Consider the following 15,135-nt stretch of genomic DNA (forward strand, 5'->3'; position numbering starts at 1 on the left):
CCCGCCAGGAGCCTGCATGACACGCGATCTCGGTCTCGAGGAAGTCGTCAACGACGAATTGCGCGACGAGGCCTGGATCACCGGCCGCGCGATGTTCGGCGGCTGGGCCTGGATGTCCGACGGCAACCTGCTCTGCGCGGCGCGCCACGACGGCATGCTGGTGCGCCTGGGCAAGGGCCGGGAGGGCTGGGCGCTCGCGCTCGACGGGATCGAGCCGATGCGCAACGGCGGGCGGCCGATGACAGGCTGGATCTGGGTCTCGCCTGAGCGCTGCGCGCAGGACGCGGTGCGACGGCGCCTGCTCGACGCCGCGCTCGCCTTCGTGAAGACGCTGCCGCCGAAATGAGACAGGTCGCCGCGAGCCGCGACTGCGCCTGACGCCCCCGCGCGCACGGGCCCGGCGCGGCCGCCGGCGGCGCATGAACATGCCGCCCCGCACGCCGCGGGCAGCTTACAGTCCCCCGTTTTCGCGAACCGGCCGCGCGCACAGGTTAAACTCTGGCCCTGCGCGATGCCGCCACGGCATCGGCCATCAATCGCCGCAGCGCCGTCTACCCGGCCTGCCCCGGCCCATGGAGTCCCAGTTGATGAGCGGCGGCATTCCGCGTCTAGCCATTCGTTTACCGATCTTCGCCCGTGCCCGGGCGCCCATCCTCGCCGCGCTGCTCGCCACGCTCGCGCTGTCCGGCTGCAGCCTGTTGCGCGCCCCGCAGGCGCCCGCGCCGATCGTCGACGCGGCCGTCGAGACGCTCGACGAGGACGGCCTGCCGATCGCCACGCCCGAGCCCGCCTCCGAGGTCGAGGCCCCCGACGACGGCGACACGCAGCGCAAGCCGCACCGCGAGGCGCCGCGCCCGCGCGTGGTCAAGCGCCCCTCGCCGCCGCCCCCGCCGCCTCCGCCCCCGCCGCCCCCGCCGCCGCTGATCCAGACGCGCACCATCGAGCGCAACCAGGTGCATTCGCTGCTCGACAGCGAGGTGCGGCGCCGCGACGGCAAGGTGATCGGCCGCGCGGTCGACATGATCGCCGACTCGGCCGGCAAGCCGAATCGGATGATCGTCAACCTGCAGGGCTTCATGGGCATCGGCGACCGCAAGGTCAGCTTCCCGTGGCGCCTGTTCCGCTTCACGCCGGGAGGGCGCAGCCAGCCGATCCTGCTCGACGTGCCGGCCGGCGAGCTGCCGCCGGCCGACCGCCCCAAGGCGGTGTCGCTGAGCGGCTCCTCGCATGCCGACGAGACGCCGGGCCTGATGCCGATCGTCGATGCCGACGTGCAGCGCGGCAACGGCACCGAGATCGGCCGCGTGGTCGACGTGCTGATCGACCGCGATGCGCAGCCGCAGGCGGTGGTGCTGGATCTCGGCAGCCTGGTGAACCCGGATCGGCGCACCATCGCCGCGAGCTGGTCGGCGCTGCGCTTCGCGCCGAAGGACAAGTCGCTGCGCGCCCTGCTCGACCTGTCCGACGCCCAGCTGAAGGCCTCGCCGCCCTACCAGGCCGACAAGCCGGTGATCGCCGTATCGCCGCCCGCCGCGACGCCGGCCTCCAGCAGCGCGGGTGCCAATCGATGACGGGCGGCAACACGGTCAGCATCCGCAGCCTGCGCTCCCTCGACTGGCTCAACTTCTTCGTCGCGAACGTGCAGACGGGCTTCGGGCCGTTCATCGCGTCCTATCTCGCCTCGCACAAGTGGACCCAGGGCGAGATCGGCCTGGTGCTGTCGATCGGCACCATCAGCGCGATGGTCAGCCAGGTGCCGGGCGGCGCCGCGGTCGACGCGCTGAAGAACAAGAAGGGCGCGGCCGCCTGGGCGATCGCGGCCATCATCCTGTCGGCGGTGCTGCTCGCCAGCAGCCCGACCATCGTCCCGGTGATGGCGGCCGAGGTGTTCCACGGCTTCGCCAGCTGCATGCTGACGCCGGCCCTGGCGGCCATCTCGTTCGCCCTGGTGGGGCGCGCCAACCTCGGCGACCGGCTCGGCCGCAACGCGCGCTGGGCCTCGATCGGCAGCGCGGTGGCGGCGGGACTGATGGGATTGACGGGCGAATACATCTCGGCGCGCGCGGTGTTCTGGCTGACCGCCGCGATGGCCATGCCGGCGCTGGTCGCGCTGGCGATGATCCAGCCCACCCACACGGTGGTGGCGCCCACCAAGGGGCGCGCGCGCGATGCCGTCGAGGGCGAGCGCGAGACCATCTTCGACCTGCTGCGCGACCGCCGCATGCTGGTGTTCGCGGCCTGCGTGGTGCTGTTCCACCTGTCCAACGCGGCGATGCTGAACCTCGCCGCGGGCGAGGTGACGGCCGGCATGGGCGACAACGTGCAACTGGTGATCGCGGCCTGCATCATCGTCCCGCAGGCGATCGTGGCGATGCTCTCGCCCTGGGTCGGCCGCTCCGCGCAGCGCTGGGGGCGCCGGCCGATCCTGCTGCTCGGCTTCGCCGCCCTGCCGGTGCGCGCCCTGCTGTTCGCCGGGGTGGGCAGCCCCTACCTGCTGGTGCCGGTGCAGATGCTCGACGGCATCAGCGCGGCGGTGTTCGGCGTGATGCTGCCGCTGATCGCGGCCGACGTGGCCGGCGGCAAGGGCCGCTACAACCTCTGCATCGGCCTGTTCGGGCTGGCCGCCGGGATCGGCGCGACGCTCAGCACCACGCTGGCCGGCTTCGCGGCCGACCACTTCGGCAACACCATGAGCTTCTTCGGGCTGGCCGTGGCCGGCGCGCTGGCGGTGGCGCTGGTGGCGGTGGCGATGCCGGAGACGCGCGATGCCGGGCTCGACGATCCGGGCCCGGACGACACCTCCGGCAGCGCCGATACGCCGGCGAAGACGGCCTGAGCGCGAGGCGGGACGCGATGGACACGATCCGCACGCTCGACGAGACGCGCCGCCAGATCCAGCAGTCGCTGGCCTCGCTGTTCAAGGGCATGTCGCTGCGCCAGCGCGCGGCCCAGGGCGCGGTGATGGCCCTGCAGGCCGTGTGCGGCGCCTGCCTCGCCTACGGGATCGGCCTCGCGCTGCACTCGGAGCAGGCGGTGTGGGCGGCCGTCACCGCGATCGCCGTGACCCAGCATCAATACGCGGACACCATGAACCTGTCGCGCGACCAGTTCATCGGCGCGATGGTGGGCGGCGTGCTCGGCTTCGCCGGCGCCGCGCTCGGCCATGCCAACGCCGGCATGCACGTGCTGGCCTACGCGGTCGCGATCGCCGCCACCATCGTGATCTGCTGGTGCCTCGACGTGGGCAGCGCCGCGCGCCTGGGCGGCGTGACCGCCACCATCGTGATGCTGTTTCCCGGCAACGGCCCGCTGTGGGACATTCCGCTGATCCGGCTGGGCGAGGTCACGCTGGGCACGGTCTGCGCGCTGCTGGTGTGCGCGGTGCTGGCGCGCATCGAGCGCTGGTGGTGGCCGGCGCACTGCCACGAAGCGCCCGACCAGGCGGATCGGAAAACCGGGCCGCCGCCCGCGCGATGACACCGCGCGTGCTCGCTTTTCTCGCGACATCATGAAAAATGCCCGCTCGACGCGGGCATTTTTTCCTGGCGAGCCGGGTTCCCGGCAGCGAGGTACGAGGGGGCGCTCAGGGGCCGATGCTCAGCACGATGCCGGTGCCGATCTGTACCTGCAGATGGTCGCCGCCGATCCCGACCCACTGGTAACCGCGGCGCGGCGGCGGCAGGTTGTAGCTGCGCCAGTCGTCGATCACGTACTGGCGGTCCCGGTACTCGCTCGGCAGGCGATCGCCACGATGCCAGTCGCGATGGCCTTCGATGAAACCGCCGGGCGGTTCGTCGCGCGGCGCGGGACGCATCGGCGGGTGGCCGGCCGTGCCGCCATGGCCGGGATGCGGATGATGCTGGCCCGGACCGCCGGGGCCGCCATGGTCGCCGGGGCCGGGACCGTGGTCGCCGCCATGGGGCGGCTGCTGCGCGAACGCGAGCGAGGAAGCCAGTGAACCGGTGAGCCACACCGCGAGCAGCCATCGAGACGTCTTCATGTCGTTTCTCCCAGGTTGGCCGGCCGTGTGGTCGGCCGACACCGGAAGACTAGCATGGGGACGGATGCCGGGGCGTGACAGGCCTCCCGGGCAACCGGAGCTCGCTCAGGCGGCCTGCTGCTGGAACTGGATCATGTGGGATATGCATTAAGTATTTGATTTTTAACCAATAGTCTCGCGCCGGTCAGCTTGAAACTACTGGTTATGCATACAGCATTACTAAGTTTACCACGAATTGAGGACGCAGTTCGGTCACATCGGTATCTAGCGGGACGCCGAGCCGCTGCCTATAATTCGCGCATACTCCAACAGAGATACGGGGCGCGCCATGATTTACGGGTTGCTGAGTATTGCGGGTGTCGGGCTGGTCTATCTAATTGCAGCGATCGTCGTTACTGCTCCGATATGGGGAGGGGTTTGGTATGCGTCCAACTATCGCCAGCAGAAACGGGACGCGGACAAGTTCCACGCCTTGATCAAGCAACACCCTACCGACATCCAGGACATTTCAATCAAGCACCGATTCGGGATGAATCGGCCCGGAACGTTCGACGGCAAGCGTTGGGAATACGTTGTAGGTGCCTATGCTCGCTTCTATCCCACCGAGTTCCACCGATGCCGACTTGACGGCATCCTGTAGCGGATCCGCCCGAAGGCGGAACCTCGCCACCGTCACGCGGCAGCCGCCGGCGTGTAATACACCATCAGCGTCACCGAGCCGATTGCCGGAATCTTCGGCGCGCGCGACACCGTAACCGTCATCTGCCCGCTGGCCTGCGTCGGCTCGAAACCGGCGGCCGTCGCGCTCGTGTAGCCAGGCGACGGGGCGGCCTGCACAAGCACCTTCCCTCCGCATGCGATTTCGAGCTGGATCTGGCTCGGCTTCGCCCCGTCCAGGCCGGCGCACGTCAAGGTAAGGTTCTGGATCGTCGCGCCTTCCGGGATCTCCGGTCCGGTCAGCACGTCGCCCAGCGACAGGGCCGAGGCGATCGAGACGGACGATCCGATGCTTTGCGCCACCCCCGACGGGTCAGGCGTCAACGAAACCGCGTTCATTGCAATCGTGCTCATCTTCCTTCCTTCAGTTGGTGGTGACCGGGCATGCCGATTTCGTGGGCGCCTTCCAGCAGCCGTGCTCCACGCCGGCCTTGTTGTGCTCGAGGATCTGCCGCGCGAAGTCGTCGCCGATCACGTCGGAGCACCCCGGGCGCAGCACCTTCACCCACTGGCAGCTCGTGTCGATCACGCGCACCTCGGGCTTGGGCGCGGCCGCTGGCGCCTCCTTCTTCGGCGCCCATGCGCAGCCCGAGACGAGCGCCAGTACTGCCACGCTAACCACGCCAGTTATTGAGTTCATCCTGCACCTCCTTGGGGGATTGGGAAGCGGTGGCATCGTCGATCTTCTGGCGTGCCACCACCGCATCGGCAGACGCCTGGGTGGCCGCCGCATTCGCCACGGCCTGGTCGGCCTGCTGCTGCGCGGCCTGCTCCTTCACCTGGGCCACCTGCTGGCCGGCGGTGGCCACCTTCGCGGCCGCGCCCTTCGTCTTGATCCATCCGAACAGCGCGCCGCCGGCCAGGCCCAGCACGCCGATGACGGCCGGCCAGAATTTCGCGAACAGCGAGAGGAGAATTGCGCTCATGTGACACTCCATTTGCCAGTAAGGAAGAGTTCGCGCTCGGCTTCACGCCGGCGCTTCAGGCCGAGGCTCACGGCGCCGCCGGCGCGATTCCACGCGAGGAACTGGTCGGCCGCGCCTCGGCGATCGCCGGCGTTGAGCATGCGCAGCAGCGTCGACGGCGCGCCGCTCTCCAGAACCACGATCCCGTCGCGGCCCTCGTCGGCCGCCCGCGCCGCCCGGCCCGGCCCGACGTTGTTCATGATGCTGGTCAAGGCCGCCTTTTCATGCGGCGCCAGTGCCACCTTGACGGCACGATCCACCAGCGCCGCGGAGGCGATCAGGTTCTCATCGTGGCGCGCGTCGGCCGTGGCCTGCGTCCAGACCGTACCCTGGCGCACGTCGGCGCCCGTCGAGCCCCAGCCGCACGTCCACGGCGCGCCGCTGAGCGCGCGCAGCTCGGCATCGTCCGGGATCGCCATGCCGCCCAGCACGCGGTACCAGATACCGCGCGCCTGCAGCGCCTTTCCAAGCGGCGAAGCCGGATCGGGGTACGCGGTCAGGTAGCAGCTCTCGAAGTGCTGCGACAGCGGGCGGCAAATGGCGAGCCAGTCGACTACCGGCCCGGCCGGCACGGCTTGCTGGATGGGCGTTTCCGGTTGCGATGCTTGCACGGGTACCGCGGGCGGCCAGAAGTCGGGCGACGCCGGCCGAAGGGCCGGCCGAAGGGCCGGCCGGATCGGCTGCACGGCGGCCAGAACCGCCGGCACGCCGGGCGGCACCGGGGGCGGTGCATCAGGGGAAGCGGGCCGCGCCGCCGAGCGCCGGAACAGCGCCAGCACCGCGGCGATCAGGTCACTGATCATGGCGGCTCACCTCCAGCACTCGAGCGATCATCGTGATCACCAGACCGATCACCGGGACGATCGTGGCCGGCGCCTTCGGGAAGTAGGTCATCACCCAAGGCGCCACCGACGGCCAGTTGTCCGACAGGAGGGAGAACAGGTGCGGCATGGCGGCCAGGACCGCGGCGCCGATCGCCAGCAGCCGCATCTCGCTCCACTTCCACGCCTCTTTCCAATCTTCGACGAGACGAATTTTCACTTCGACCACCTCCGGGTATCGTCGCGGCTACCGGCCGCGTTGTTGAGCAGGTAATTGCGGATGTAGCTCACGTCGCTGCTGATATCGCGCAGCTGCTGGTTCGTGTCCGACTTCTGTTGAATCTGCGTCTGCTCGATGCGCGTCATCCGATCATCCTGTGTCTGCGAGTGCGCCTCGATCTTGTCGACGCGCGAGATCACCGCGAAATAGGCCAGCACGATCGAGATGACCCCGCCAAGGATCGCCATCACCAGCGACTGCACGTTGACCGTCATGTCCCAGAGACGCTTTCCGCCTGTGGGCGGAGTGCCCGTGTCGCCTGTCGGGGGAGTGCTCATTCCAATATTCCTCGCTCAATTAACCGATCAGGACTACTACGTATCGAGGCGATGCCGAACCGGATCCAGACGAAAAAATCGACTGGAACGCAATTTGGTCGCCGACATTCACCTTGAACTGCGGGCCTGGCGCGAACGTCACGCCGAACTGCCCGTTCGACATCACGGCGCCAGCGATCGACACACCATTCACGCGGATATTGAACGTGAAGGTTTCGCCCGGGTTGGGTGTCTTGTCGGTAAACACGGTCGCCATCAAAATGACGCCCGGCATGCCGACACACCATCCCTCGTTCGTGAATCCACCCGCGCCGCCGTTCGCACCATAGTCGACGCCGCCACCTTGGGGCTGCGGTACCCGTGCCGTGCCCGCGTAGGGGTAAATCGCGTTGTAGGGGCCATACGACTGGCAGCCGGTCACCCAGCTTCCGAAGCCCGTGTAGTTGGCGATCACAGTCCAGTGCGCGGGATCATCAATCTGGAAGAGCGACATCTTGTTGCCGCTCGAACCATTGACCTCCTGAAAGCATGCGGCCGCTACACCGAAGGGCGCCTCGAACTTGATGTTCGTCAGGTTGTTGTTGAACGAACCATCGAAGACGATCGCGTGCCGGCCCGGGTTCGTGCTTTGGAAAAAGCAGTGCGTGAACTGGTTGTTCACCGAGTTCAGCATGTAGAACGTGTCCTGAAGCGCGTTATCGAACGTGACATCGTTCCACCGGAAATGCGTGTTGTTGCCCTGCAGCAGGACGATATTGATCTTCGCGTTGTAGGGGTGCGAGTCGGAGACGTAGGTGGTTTGTGCGCCATCCACCGCGATCAGGCAGTAGTTCACCACGAAGCCGCCATTCATCTGGAAGCCTTCGATCGACGCGTCGGAATGGAACGCACCGAGCGCGATGCCGGCATTGCCGGCGGTGGTCGAATAGATCCGGATGTTGCGCACGCGCACGTCGTGCGCATACGTGCTCGACGTCGGGTTGCCGTCCATCTTCAACGAGCAATAGCCCGTCGGCACGTTGTTGTAGGTGACGTTCAGCACGTCGAGCGTCTGGCAGAACGTGGTATCGAGCGTGTTTCCGGTCCCCGACGTGCCGTCGAAATTGAGATCGCGGATAGTGCCGTGCGAGTCGAAGCAATACTCGGCCATCGACGGGAAGCCGATCGCACCGCCCTTCTGAACGAACGTGCTGTTCGGGCCCGTGCCGTAGAGGCAGAAGCCGACGATCTGCGGGATCGTCAGGCCCGTGTGGCAGAACTTGCCCTCTGGAACCACCCACTTCCCGAGCCCGCAATTGAGACAGGCCTGGATGGCGGCGGTGTCGTCGGTCACGCCGTCGCCCGTCGCGCCGAATTGCTTGATCGACACCGTGTCGATCAGCTGCAACTTCCAGCGCATCTCGTCGGCGGCCACGATGACCGTGCCGCCGTTGTCTTCGCTGGTGATGTCGCTAGGGTCCGCCTGGTAATCGCCGCCTCCGCCATCATGCGGCTGGCGATAGCCGGTCACGAACGCGCGCGAGTAGACGGCGCTCGACAGCGAGCGCAGCTCCGAGATGGAGTCGCAGATACGCCCGACCTTGCTCTTGAACTGGTCCGCAAGCGTGTCGTCGCCGAAGGCCACGGCCGTCGCATCCAGGCCGCAATACGTCAGCACGTCATAGACGAGATTGCCCGACTGGTCCGTGACGATCTGACGATAGGCACCCGGCGTGCCGAAGATAATGGCCTCGCCCCGGTCATCGAGCGTGATCGGATTCTGGTTGAGGATCGTCTGCGCGGCATCCTGCCAGGTGTTCTTAGGCGTGGACGTGCCGGGAACCGCAAACAGCACCTGGCCGCCGACCAGCGGAAAGCCGTTTGCGTCGCTCCACTGAGCCTTGCCGAGAGGTATGAGAGGTGCGCCCATGCTTAACCAAGCCCCCATGCGTTGGAAAGGCCGTTCGTCGTGCCCTGCGCGACCGCCGGCGTTGTGCTGTACATGCCGGCGCTGCCCTGGCCCGCGAGCAGCTGGCTCAGGAGCGCGCTAGAGCCGATGCTCGAGGCGGCGCCGCTCAGCGCGTTGCCTGTCGCGATGCTCGATGCCGCCGAGGCGTTGCCGGCGCCGATCGTGTTCGCCGCGATCGAATTGCCGGTGTTGATGGCGTTGTTGCCGGCGCCCGCGGCCGCGTTGCCGCCGATCTGCACGGCGCCGGACAGCGCCGAGGCCTTGCCCGAGGCGACGTTGTAGTTCGTCTGATAGGCCCCGAGGGCCTGGTCGTAGTAGTTCTGGTAATACTGGTTGGCAAGACCCGTCTCGTAGTTCTCCGCGCCCTTGATCTGGGCGCCGCTATACCCGAGTCCGCGCGCCGCCATCTGGTTCTGAACGGACTTGAGGCCCTGCGTGCTCGCGAACTGGAAGCCAGGATTGCTCGACAAGTCGTTGCCGTTGAACGAGAACGGCGCAATGCTCGACAGGCCCGTGAGCGCCTGCTGATAGGCCGGCATCTCGTCGGTGCCCAGCTTCATGTACGGCGCGAGATCCTGCTGCGACGTGTTGAACATCTGCAGCTGGGTCGCGTTGGCGCTGTTCGCTGCGTTCTCTTGAGCGCTTGCGGCATCCGATCCCGCGGAGGATGTCGCCACCGCGCCCGCGACGCCTGCCCCGGCAATTGCAGCAGCTACGCACATGTCTCACCTCCAGGAAGATCTTTGAGCTTGAACTCCATCACCACGTCATCTGCGATGTATCCGCGGCGCTGGAGAATGTCGTGCAACTTTCCTGTCCGCGTCACCGGCCAGCCGATGATGCTGACGCCGCGATCACGCAACGTTTCCTCGATCTTCGACATGAGGCGAGGCATGGATTGGCGATGGTCCGGCTGCACATAAAACGTATCGACGTTCCCGCACAACTCGGTTTTCAGGTGCAGGCTCCTGTAGAGGATCAGCAGTGCGTAACCGCGCAGAGCGCGATCACCATCGCGCAATGTCATTGCGATCAGGGATTGGTGGTCGGCCAAATACAGGTACTGGTCGATGTCTGGATCGATCGCGAGACCACGCTGCCCGTGATACGCACACGTGTCTTTCTTGATCTCCGAGCACTCGTCCCAGCTTTGTTGCCCGAGCGGGATAATCTCGGTAGCAAGTTCGCGCGTGAATGGCTCAATGGCGATCTTCATTGAAAAATCTCCCCCACCAATGCGCCCGCGACACCTGCTACTCCTACTGCTTTGGCAACCATATGAACTCCTAATTAAATCGACCGAACACTGCTACGGACAGCGATCTGTCAGCGTTTGATGACGTTGAAAAGTGCGCTGCCGCCTTGGCCGCCGATGGCCGCGGCGAGCCCCTTGGGTGAGCGCGGGACAAGTTCACCCTTGAGCGCCGAGCGGAGCCCCGAGCTCTTGTCGACACCGCGCGCCATGTCGATCACTCGTTGCAGGTTGGATACCGGCGTGCCGTTGTTCAGTGCCGCGATATGCTCGGCCGTCGGGTTCAGGAAAATGTCGGTCAGTCGCCCGATGCGCGCGTCGTAGGCATCCGATGCTCGCTCGAAGGCGCGGCGCGCAAAGGCGCGTTCCAGGCCGCCGCCAGCGCTCGCACCGACGAGTGGCCCGAGGGCTGTTCCCACGCCGGGCGCAACCAGGTTTCCAAGGGCCCATCCGGCCGCGCCGCCGAGCCCCCAGCCAGTGGCGCGCGACAGCGCCCCCGACACTGCTCCGGCTTCCGGATCGGGGCGGTTCATGCCCATTTCCTTCTTGATCTTCGTGTTCTGCGACGTCGGCGAACCGCCTTTCGCGTTCGGCGCCGTGATCTTCTCGTCGCGCAGCGAGTCGCGCACCGCGCGCAGCTGCTCGAGCGTGTCGTCGTCGACGTAGCGCGCCGCCTCGATCGACCCGGATTCGCCCTTCCGGGCAGCCTCGATCTGCTTAACCTTCCGCTCGATCGAATTGAGGTTGAGGCGCCCCATGCTGTCGGTGATGTCGTGCTGCAACCACTGGTCGGCCATGAGCTTCTGCTGGCCGGCCTGCGCGGTCTCTTTCGAAGCGAGGTAGTCGGGCGCGCGCGAGCCGAGCCACTGCTCGAGCTGGTCGCGGGACGACTGGAGCGCAGCGTTCTGGTTCGCCGTCGCGCCACTGGTGCCCTTCGCGAGCTCGTCGTCAAGCGCACGCTGGACGAACTGGATCTGCTCGGGCGTGAAGGCCGAGATATCCGGGCCGGCCGCGGCGGTGCGCAGGCCATCGCGCAGCGCGTACAGCTGGCTCATCTGCGCGTCCGTGAGATTCTTGGCCGCGTTCAGGCCCGGCGTCGCACGCAGTTGCTCGGTCTTCTTGACCGCGCTGTCGATTTTCGGGAGCGTGACATTGCCGTTTGCGTCGGTGACGTTGAGGCCTTGGAGGTATTCTTGTGCCTCGATCGGCTGCGTCTGCTCCGCATACGACGCGCGCGCGCCCGCATACTCGGGCGACTGATTGTCGAGCCAGCCCAGGAACTGACTCTGCGTGTTGGTGATAGCTCGCCGCTCCGACGCACCCAGGTTGTTGTCCCGCGCCAGCTGAATCTCATCGTCCAGGCCCTGCTTGATGTAGTGGGCCGCATTGCCCGACAGCGACGTCGGCTCGCCGTCTTCGTTGCGGATGAAGATCGGGCCCGCATCTTCCTCATCGGAAAGGTTCTGCGCACGCTTGAGCACCCGCTGCATGCTGGGGCGCTGCATCAGCATCGCAAGATCACCATCGAACGGGAGCTCCTGCGCGCCGGCGGCCTGATAGCGGTCGAATACGTCGCTGTTGCGGACATCCTTCGCCGCCTGAACCGATTCCGGCGTGCCGGCCAGGTCGTTGAACATCTGGTTGTGCTGCGCTTGGAGGGCGTCGCGCTGCGCCTGGAACGGATTGCCGGCGCCGGACTCGTTGGCGAGCAGTTCCGCGCGCTTCATGACGGGCGCCATGGACGGCCGCTGCAGGATGCCGGCGAGCTCGGGATCGGGCGTCAGCTGGTCGATCCCGGAGCCGGCATACTGCGCATCAGCGGTGGTGCGCGCCGCCGCCGCCGCGGTGGCCGCATCGGCCGGCGTGCCGACAGCGGTATCGAACGCCTGCTGCCGCGCGGCCGCGTTCGTGGCGCCGCGTTCGGCAAACGCCTGGGGATTCGTTTCGGCGAGGTTGCGCTGGATCGCGCCGAGGTTGGCGTTCTGCGTGAGATCCGCGAGCGTCGGCTGCACGCCCGGTACCGGCGCTTGCGGCTGCGCCGCGATGGGATCGCCACCGAGCGCGCCCCGGATCTGCGCGAGCAACGGCGAATCGGGATTCGCCTTCGCAGCACGCCAGTTGAGCAGTCCAGCGCCAACGTTTAGTGCGCCATGGACAACACCCGCGCTGGCAGCACCGAGACCCGCCTGAACGCCCTTTTGTGCCCAGTAGTTGTCAGCCGCGTTGCTCGCCACAGGCTGAATCAAACCCGCTAGACCGCCGCCTGCGATCGCCTTAAGTGCCGTGCCCCCGGGAAGTGCCATGGTCGGAATGGCTTGGCCGACAAAATCACCAGCCGCGCCCACCAAACCGGGTGCGTTCGGGTTCGGCGCAGACGAGCTTGCGGCAAACCGATCTGCCGAACCGGACCATTGGTTAACGACCCGAGAAAGAGCGCTATCAGGGGAAGAAAACGTATCCGTGAGCGTCTTCGCCGAATGCGCGAGAAATTGATTTCCGCCAGCGATCAACTTCTGCACGCCGTCGGTCATCCCCTCCGAAAACGGATCTTGAGCAAGCGTGTCTCGAATTGCCTGCTGCGCCTTCTGCTGCTGGGTCGGCTGGGCGGGGGCGGCCGGAGCGGGGGCAGCGGCCACCGTTGGCGTCGTCTGGCTCGCAGCGGTGGCCGCCGGCGCAGACGGCTTGCCGTCCGGGCCATATCCGAATTTCGCGAGCACGTCAGCGGCACCGCCCTGGCCCGGCGTCGAGCCTTGCGTGGCGGCAGCTTGGGGCGCGGATGCAGCGTTCTGCGGCCCGGCGGCCGGCGTGGCCGGCTGGCCGTCGGCGCCGTAGCCGAACTGCGCCAGGAGCGCGGCCGCGCCACCCTGCGCGCCGGCCGGGGCGGCCGGGCCACCGCTCTGCGACGCGCCGCCGGCGCTGCCGCCATATCCGGACGTGTCGACGCCTGCTGCGGCCGGCGCGGCCGAAGGTGAGCCAATACGGGAGAGCACCTGCTGCGCATAGGGCGAGCTGCCCTGCTGCGCGCTCGGCGAGGCCGCGCCATCCTTGTACGCCGACAAGGCGCGCGCGGGGTCGCCGAACTTGCTGAGCTGCTGGTTCAGGTACCACGAACCGACGTCGATCCCGACGGCCGGGTCGAGCAGGTCGGACATCTTGTAGCTGGTGCCGTTCGCCTGGTTGTAGTCCGACAGCGCCGGGCCGCGCACCTGCATCGCGCCGGCCGCGCCCTGGCCGCCGCCCGACTTGTTCCACGCCTTCGGATTGCCGCTCGACTCCTGCTGCACAACGGCATTCACGAACGACGGATCGAGGTTGTATTTGCTGGCTGCCGCCGAGACGAAGCCAGACAGGTCCGGAAGGTTCGGCATCACTGGCCCCCGCTACGCGACTGATAGTCGGCCAGGCCGGTCGCGAACTGCGTGCGCTGCTGCGGCGTCAGCGCCTTGAGGTAGGCTCCCTGCTGCTGCGGCGTCATCGAGCCGAACTGGTAGACGGCGATCCCATGCGTCTTCTGGAAGCCCGGGAGCCAGCTCTGGTACTTGTCGGGCGTCAGTCCGGACGCCTGGAACGCATCCCGCGTGTCCTGCGTCTGCTGCTCGAGCGCCTGCAGCCGGTCGACGAGCGCCAGATTCGTGTTCTTCGAATACGCCGGGTTCGGGTTGCTCGCGATCGCTGCGTTCAAGCGCGAATCGGTACCGGTGCCGCCGAGCGACATCTGGTTTGCGTACTGCTGCATCAGCTTGTACGCCTCCTCGCTGTTCTGCACCTTCGCGGCGTCCGACTGCGACATGCCGTGCGAGACCAGCCAGGATTGGATCTGCGTGAGACCCGCGCCGCCCGGGCCGAGGTTTGCGCCCGACTCGATCGCCTGGCGCACGCCGGCCAGCGTCTGGAGATTGGTCTGCGAGTTGTTCCCCGCGGTCACGGCGTTCGTATATGCCTGCGCCGACTGCGTAGCGCCGGCCTGCTGGCCGATCGTCGTCGCCGGCGCGTTCGTGGCCGTCATGGGCTGGGGCGGCCGCCCCGTGTACCCCGCACCTCCCTGCGCCGTCGGCGCGCCCGAGGCCGCGCGCACCGCCCCGGCCGGCATGTAGACCGTGCGGCCGTCGGGCTGCTGGACAGGCACCAGCGCGCCCTGCTCGCCAGGCGTCAACTGATTCGGAATCGGCTGGGCGCCAGCGATCGGCTGGCCGGCCGTCGGCGAATTGCCGTTCATGTTGACCGGGATATTCGCCTGGCCGTTGTTCACGTATCCGAGGTTCACGCCATAGGCGTGCAGCTGCTCCAATCCGCTCATCGAGCGGCGCTGCATGTCGGCGGCAAACGCAGGCATCTGCGACGGATCGGTCGGGATCGCGGCCTTGATTTGCGCCTCCATCATCGGATGGATCAGACCGGCATCCTTCGCGAACTGGAAGGTCTGCCGCGCTTGGTCGGGCGTCTGCTGGCCGAGCGACGACGCCAGGCCGTACAGGTAGTTTGCCTTCTGGACGGCCGTCGACCACGTGTTCTGGTCGAGTGTCTGCGCACCCTGCGCGGCCGCATTGGCGCCCTGCATCGTCTCGGCTGTGGTCCAGGCCGTTCGCGGATCCTGCGAGACGATCGCAGCGAGCTTGCTGCGGTCGACTTGTCCGGTTTGAGGATCGGTGGCCTGCTGATAGGCCTGGGCGAGCCCCTGGCGCGCCTGTAGCTGCTGCTGGGCGGTCTGGGTCTGCGTGATCTGCCCGGCCAGGCCCACGGCATTGCTCGTGCCCTGGACAGGATTCGGCTGCTGAAGAGCCTGATAGATGGAAGTATCGACGCCGGCCATGGGGAAGCCCCGTTCATGGCTGGCGAGGCCGATGCGCCTTACTTCCCCGGGAGAGCGCCCGGTG

The 15,135-nt window shown here is 67.2% G+C and carries 17 protein-coding genes; 5 read left to right on the forward strand and 12 right to left on the reverse strand.

Features of this window, described 5'->3' with window-relative positions:
• Positions 1–16 precede the first annotated feature (16 nt).
• The 4 genes from BM43_RS19095 to BM43_RS19110 all read left to right on the forward strand — a co-directional run bounded on the left by BM43_RS19095 (position 17) and on the right by BM43_RS19110 (position 3,477).
• The gene (locus BM43_RS19095; RefSeq protein WP_036049800.1) at positions 17–346 is read left to right on the forward strand and encodes a cold-shock protein; all 330 of its coding nucleotides are present in this window, start codon (positions 17–19) and stop codon (positions 344–346) included.
• Between the two features lie 241 nt (positions 347–587).
• Positions 588–1,571, forward strand: coding sequence for a PRC-barrel domain-containing protein (locus BM43_RS19100; protein ID WP_042286061.1), 984 nt, complete (start codon positions 588–590; stop codon positions 1,569–1,571).
• Positions 1,568–2,836 (forward strand): MFS transporter, encoded by a 1,269-nt coding sequence (locus tag BM43_RS19105; protein WP_036049795.1) that lies wholly within the window; start codon positions 1,568–1,570, stop codon positions 2,834–2,836. Before BM43_RS19100 ends, BM43_RS19105 begins: the two co-directional genes overlap by 4 nt.
• A gap of 17 nt (positions 2,837–2,853) precedes the next feature.
• A complete protein-coding gene (locus BM43_RS19110; protein ID WP_013698929.1) occupies positions 2,854–3,477 on the forward strand; it encodes an FUSC family protein in 624 nt (207 codons plus the stop codon).
• 106 nt (positions 3,478–3,583) lie between these two features.
• Here BM43_RS19110 and BM43_RS19115 read toward each other — a convergent pair whose 3' ends face one another.
• Positions 3,584–4,000 carry an RcnB family protein gene (locus tag BM43_RS19115; protein WP_013698930.1) on the reverse strand — a complete coding sequence of 139 codons (417 nt, stop codon included), beginning with the start codon at positions 3,998–4,000 and terminating at the stop codon, positions 3,584–3,586.
• Positions 4,001–4,328: 328 nt separating this feature from the next.
• Here BM43_RS19115 and BM43_RS19120 point away from each other — a divergent pair, with 328 nt between their 5' ends.
• Positions 4,329–4,640 (forward strand): hypothetical protein, encoded by a 312-nt coding sequence (locus BM43_RS19120; RefSeq protein ID WP_036049792.1) that lies wholly within the window; start codon positions 4,329–4,331, stop codon positions 4,638–4,640.
• Between the two features lie 32 nt (positions 4,641–4,672).
• On the opposite strand, the gene BM43_RS19125 is transcribed toward BM43_RS19120, so the two are convergent.
• The 11 genes from BM43_RS19125 to BM43_RS19175 form a co-directional block, all read right to left on the reverse strand.
• A complete protein-coding gene (locus BM43_RS19125) occupies positions 4,673–5,071 on the reverse strand; it encodes a hypothetical protein (protein WP_127841029.1) in 399 nt (132 codons plus the stop codon).
• 10 nt (positions 5,072–5,081) lie between these two features.
• The gene (locus BM43_RS19130) at positions 5,082–5,357 is read right to left on the reverse strand and encodes a hypothetical protein (RefSeq protein WP_042286059.1); all 276 of its coding nucleotides are present in this window, start codon (positions 5,355–5,357) and stop codon (positions 5,082–5,084) included.
• Entirely contained in the window at positions 5,332–5,643 is a 312-nt protein-coding gene (locus tag BM43_RS19135; protein ID WP_036049786.1) for a hypothetical protein, read from the reverse strand. The genes BM43_RS19130 and BM43_RS19135 overlap by 26 nt, the downstream gene beginning before the upstream one ends.
• Positions 5,640–6,485, reverse strand: coding sequence for a lysozyme (locus BM43_RS37595; protein ID WP_080742192.1), 846 nt, complete (start codon positions 6,483–6,485; stop codon positions 5,640–5,642). The genes BM43_RS19135 and BM43_RS37595 overlap by 4 nt, the downstream gene beginning before the upstream one ends.
• Entirely contained in the window at positions 6,475–6,732 is a 258-nt protein-coding gene (locus BM43_RS19145) for a DUF7940 domain-containing protein (protein ID WP_227742925.1), read from the reverse strand. The genes BM43_RS37595 and BM43_RS19145 overlap by 11 nt, the downstream gene beginning before the upstream one ends.
• Entirely contained in the window at positions 6,720–7,061 is a 342-nt protein-coding gene (locus BM43_RS19150) for a hypothetical protein (RefSeq protein ID WP_127841028.1), read from the reverse strand. The genes BM43_RS19145 and BM43_RS19150 overlap by 13 nt, the downstream gene beginning before the upstream one ends.
• Before the next feature lie 19 nt (positions 7,062–7,080).
• Complete coding sequence (locus BM43_RS37600; protein ID WP_052409247.1) at positions 7,081–8,970, reverse strand: glycosyl hydrolase family 28-related protein; 1,890 nt, start codon at positions 8,968–8,970, stop codon at positions 7,081–7,083.
• Positions 8,971–8,972: 2 nt separating this feature from the next.
• Positions 8,973–9,605: a hypothetical protein gene (locus BM43_RS19160; RefSeq protein ID WP_036049780.1), complete on the reverse strand. Its 633-nt coding sequence runs from the start codon at positions 9,603–9,605 to the stop codon at positions 8,973–8,975.
• A gap of 116 nt (positions 9,606–9,721) precedes the next feature.
• A complete protein-coding gene (locus tag BM43_RS19165) occupies positions 9,722–10,225 on the reverse strand; it encodes a hypothetical protein (protein ID WP_036049778.1) in 504 nt (167 codons plus the stop codon).
• Positions 10,226–10,335: 110 nt separating this feature from the next.
• Entirely contained in the window at positions 10,336–13,629 is a 3,294-nt protein-coding gene (locus tag BM43_RS37605) for a transglycosylase SLT domain-containing protein (RefSeq protein ID WP_052409246.1), read from the reverse strand.
• Positions 13,629–15,071 (reverse strand): hypothetical protein, encoded by a 1,443-nt coding sequence (locus BM43_RS19175; RefSeq protein WP_036049776.1) that lies wholly within the window; start codon positions 15,069–15,071, stop codon positions 13,629–13,631. Before BM43_RS19175 ends, BM43_RS37605 begins: the two co-directional genes overlap by 1 nt.
• Positions 15,072–15,135: the final 64 nt, after the last annotated feature.

It is taken from the genome of Burkholderia gladioli, assembly GCF_000959725.1.
GTDB classification, from domain to species: domain Bacteria; phylum Pseudomonadota; class Gammaproteobacteria; order Burkholderiales; family Burkholderiaceae; genus Burkholderia; species Burkholderia gladioli.

Bases quoted from the DNA above. Each gene is read 5' to 3' on its own strand.
- BM43_RS19095 (WP_036049800.1), top strand. From the start codon at position 17: ATGACACGCGATCTCGGTCTCGAGGAAGTCGTCAACGACGAATTGCGC.
- BM43_RS19100 (WP_042286061.1), top strand. From the start codon at position 588: ATGAGCGGCGGCATTCCGCGTCTAGCCATTCGTTTACCGATCTTCGCC.
- BM43_RS19105 (WP_036049795.1), top strand. From the start codon at position 1,568: ATGACGGGCGGCAACACGGTCAGCATCCGCAGCCTGCGCTCCCTCGAC.
- BM43_RS19110 (WP_013698929.1), top strand. From the start codon at position 2,854: ATGGACACGATCCGCACGCTCGACGAGACGCGCCGCCAGATCCAGCAG.
- BM43_RS19115 (WP_013698930.1), bottom strand. From the start codon at position 4,000: ATGAAGACGTCTCGATGGCTGCTCGCGGTGTGGCTCACCGGTTCACTG.
- BM43_RS19120 (WP_036049792.1), top strand. From the start codon at position 4,329: ATGATTTACGGGTTGCTGAGTATTGCGGGTGTCGGGCTGGTCTATCTA.
- BM43_RS19125 (WP_127841029.1), bottom strand. From the start codon at position 5,071: ATGAGCACGATTGCAATGAACGCGGTTTCGTTGACGCCTGACCCGTCG.
- BM43_RS19130 (WP_042286059.1), bottom strand. From the start codon at position 5,357: ATGAACTCAATAACTGGCGTGGTTAGCGTGGCAGTACTGGCGCTCGTC.
- BM43_RS19135 (WP_036049786.1), bottom strand. From the start codon at position 5,643: ATGAGCGCAATTCTCCTCTCGCTGTTCGCGAAATTCTGGCCGGCCGTC.
- BM43_RS37595 (WP_080742192.1), bottom strand. From the start codon at position 6,485: ATGATCAGTGACCTGATCGCCGCGGTGCTGGCGCTGTTCCGGCGCTCG.
- BM43_RS19150 (WP_127841028.1), bottom strand. From the start codon at position 7,061: ATGAGCACTCCCCCGACAGGCGACACGGGCACTCCGCCCACAGGCGGA.
- BM43_RS37600 (WP_052409247.1), bottom strand. From the start codon at position 8,970: ATGGGCGCACCTCTCATACCTCTCGGCAAGGCTCAGTGGAGCGACGCA.
- BM43_RS19160 (WP_036049780.1), bottom strand. From the start codon at position 9,605: ATGTTCAACACGTCGCAGCAGGATCTCGCGCCGTACATGAAGCTGGGC.
- BM43_RS19165 (WP_036049778.1), bottom strand. From the start codon at position 10,225: ATGAAGATCGCCATTGAGCCATTCACGCGCGAACTTGCTACCGAGATT.
- BM43_RS37605 (WP_052409246.1), bottom strand. From the start codon at position 13,629: ATGCCGAACCTTCCGGACCTGTCTGGCTTCGTCTCGGCGGCAGCCAGC.
- BM43_RS19175 (WP_036049776.1), bottom strand. From the start codon at position 15,071: ATGGCCGGCGTCGATACTTCCATCTATCAGGCTCTTCAGCAGCCGAAT.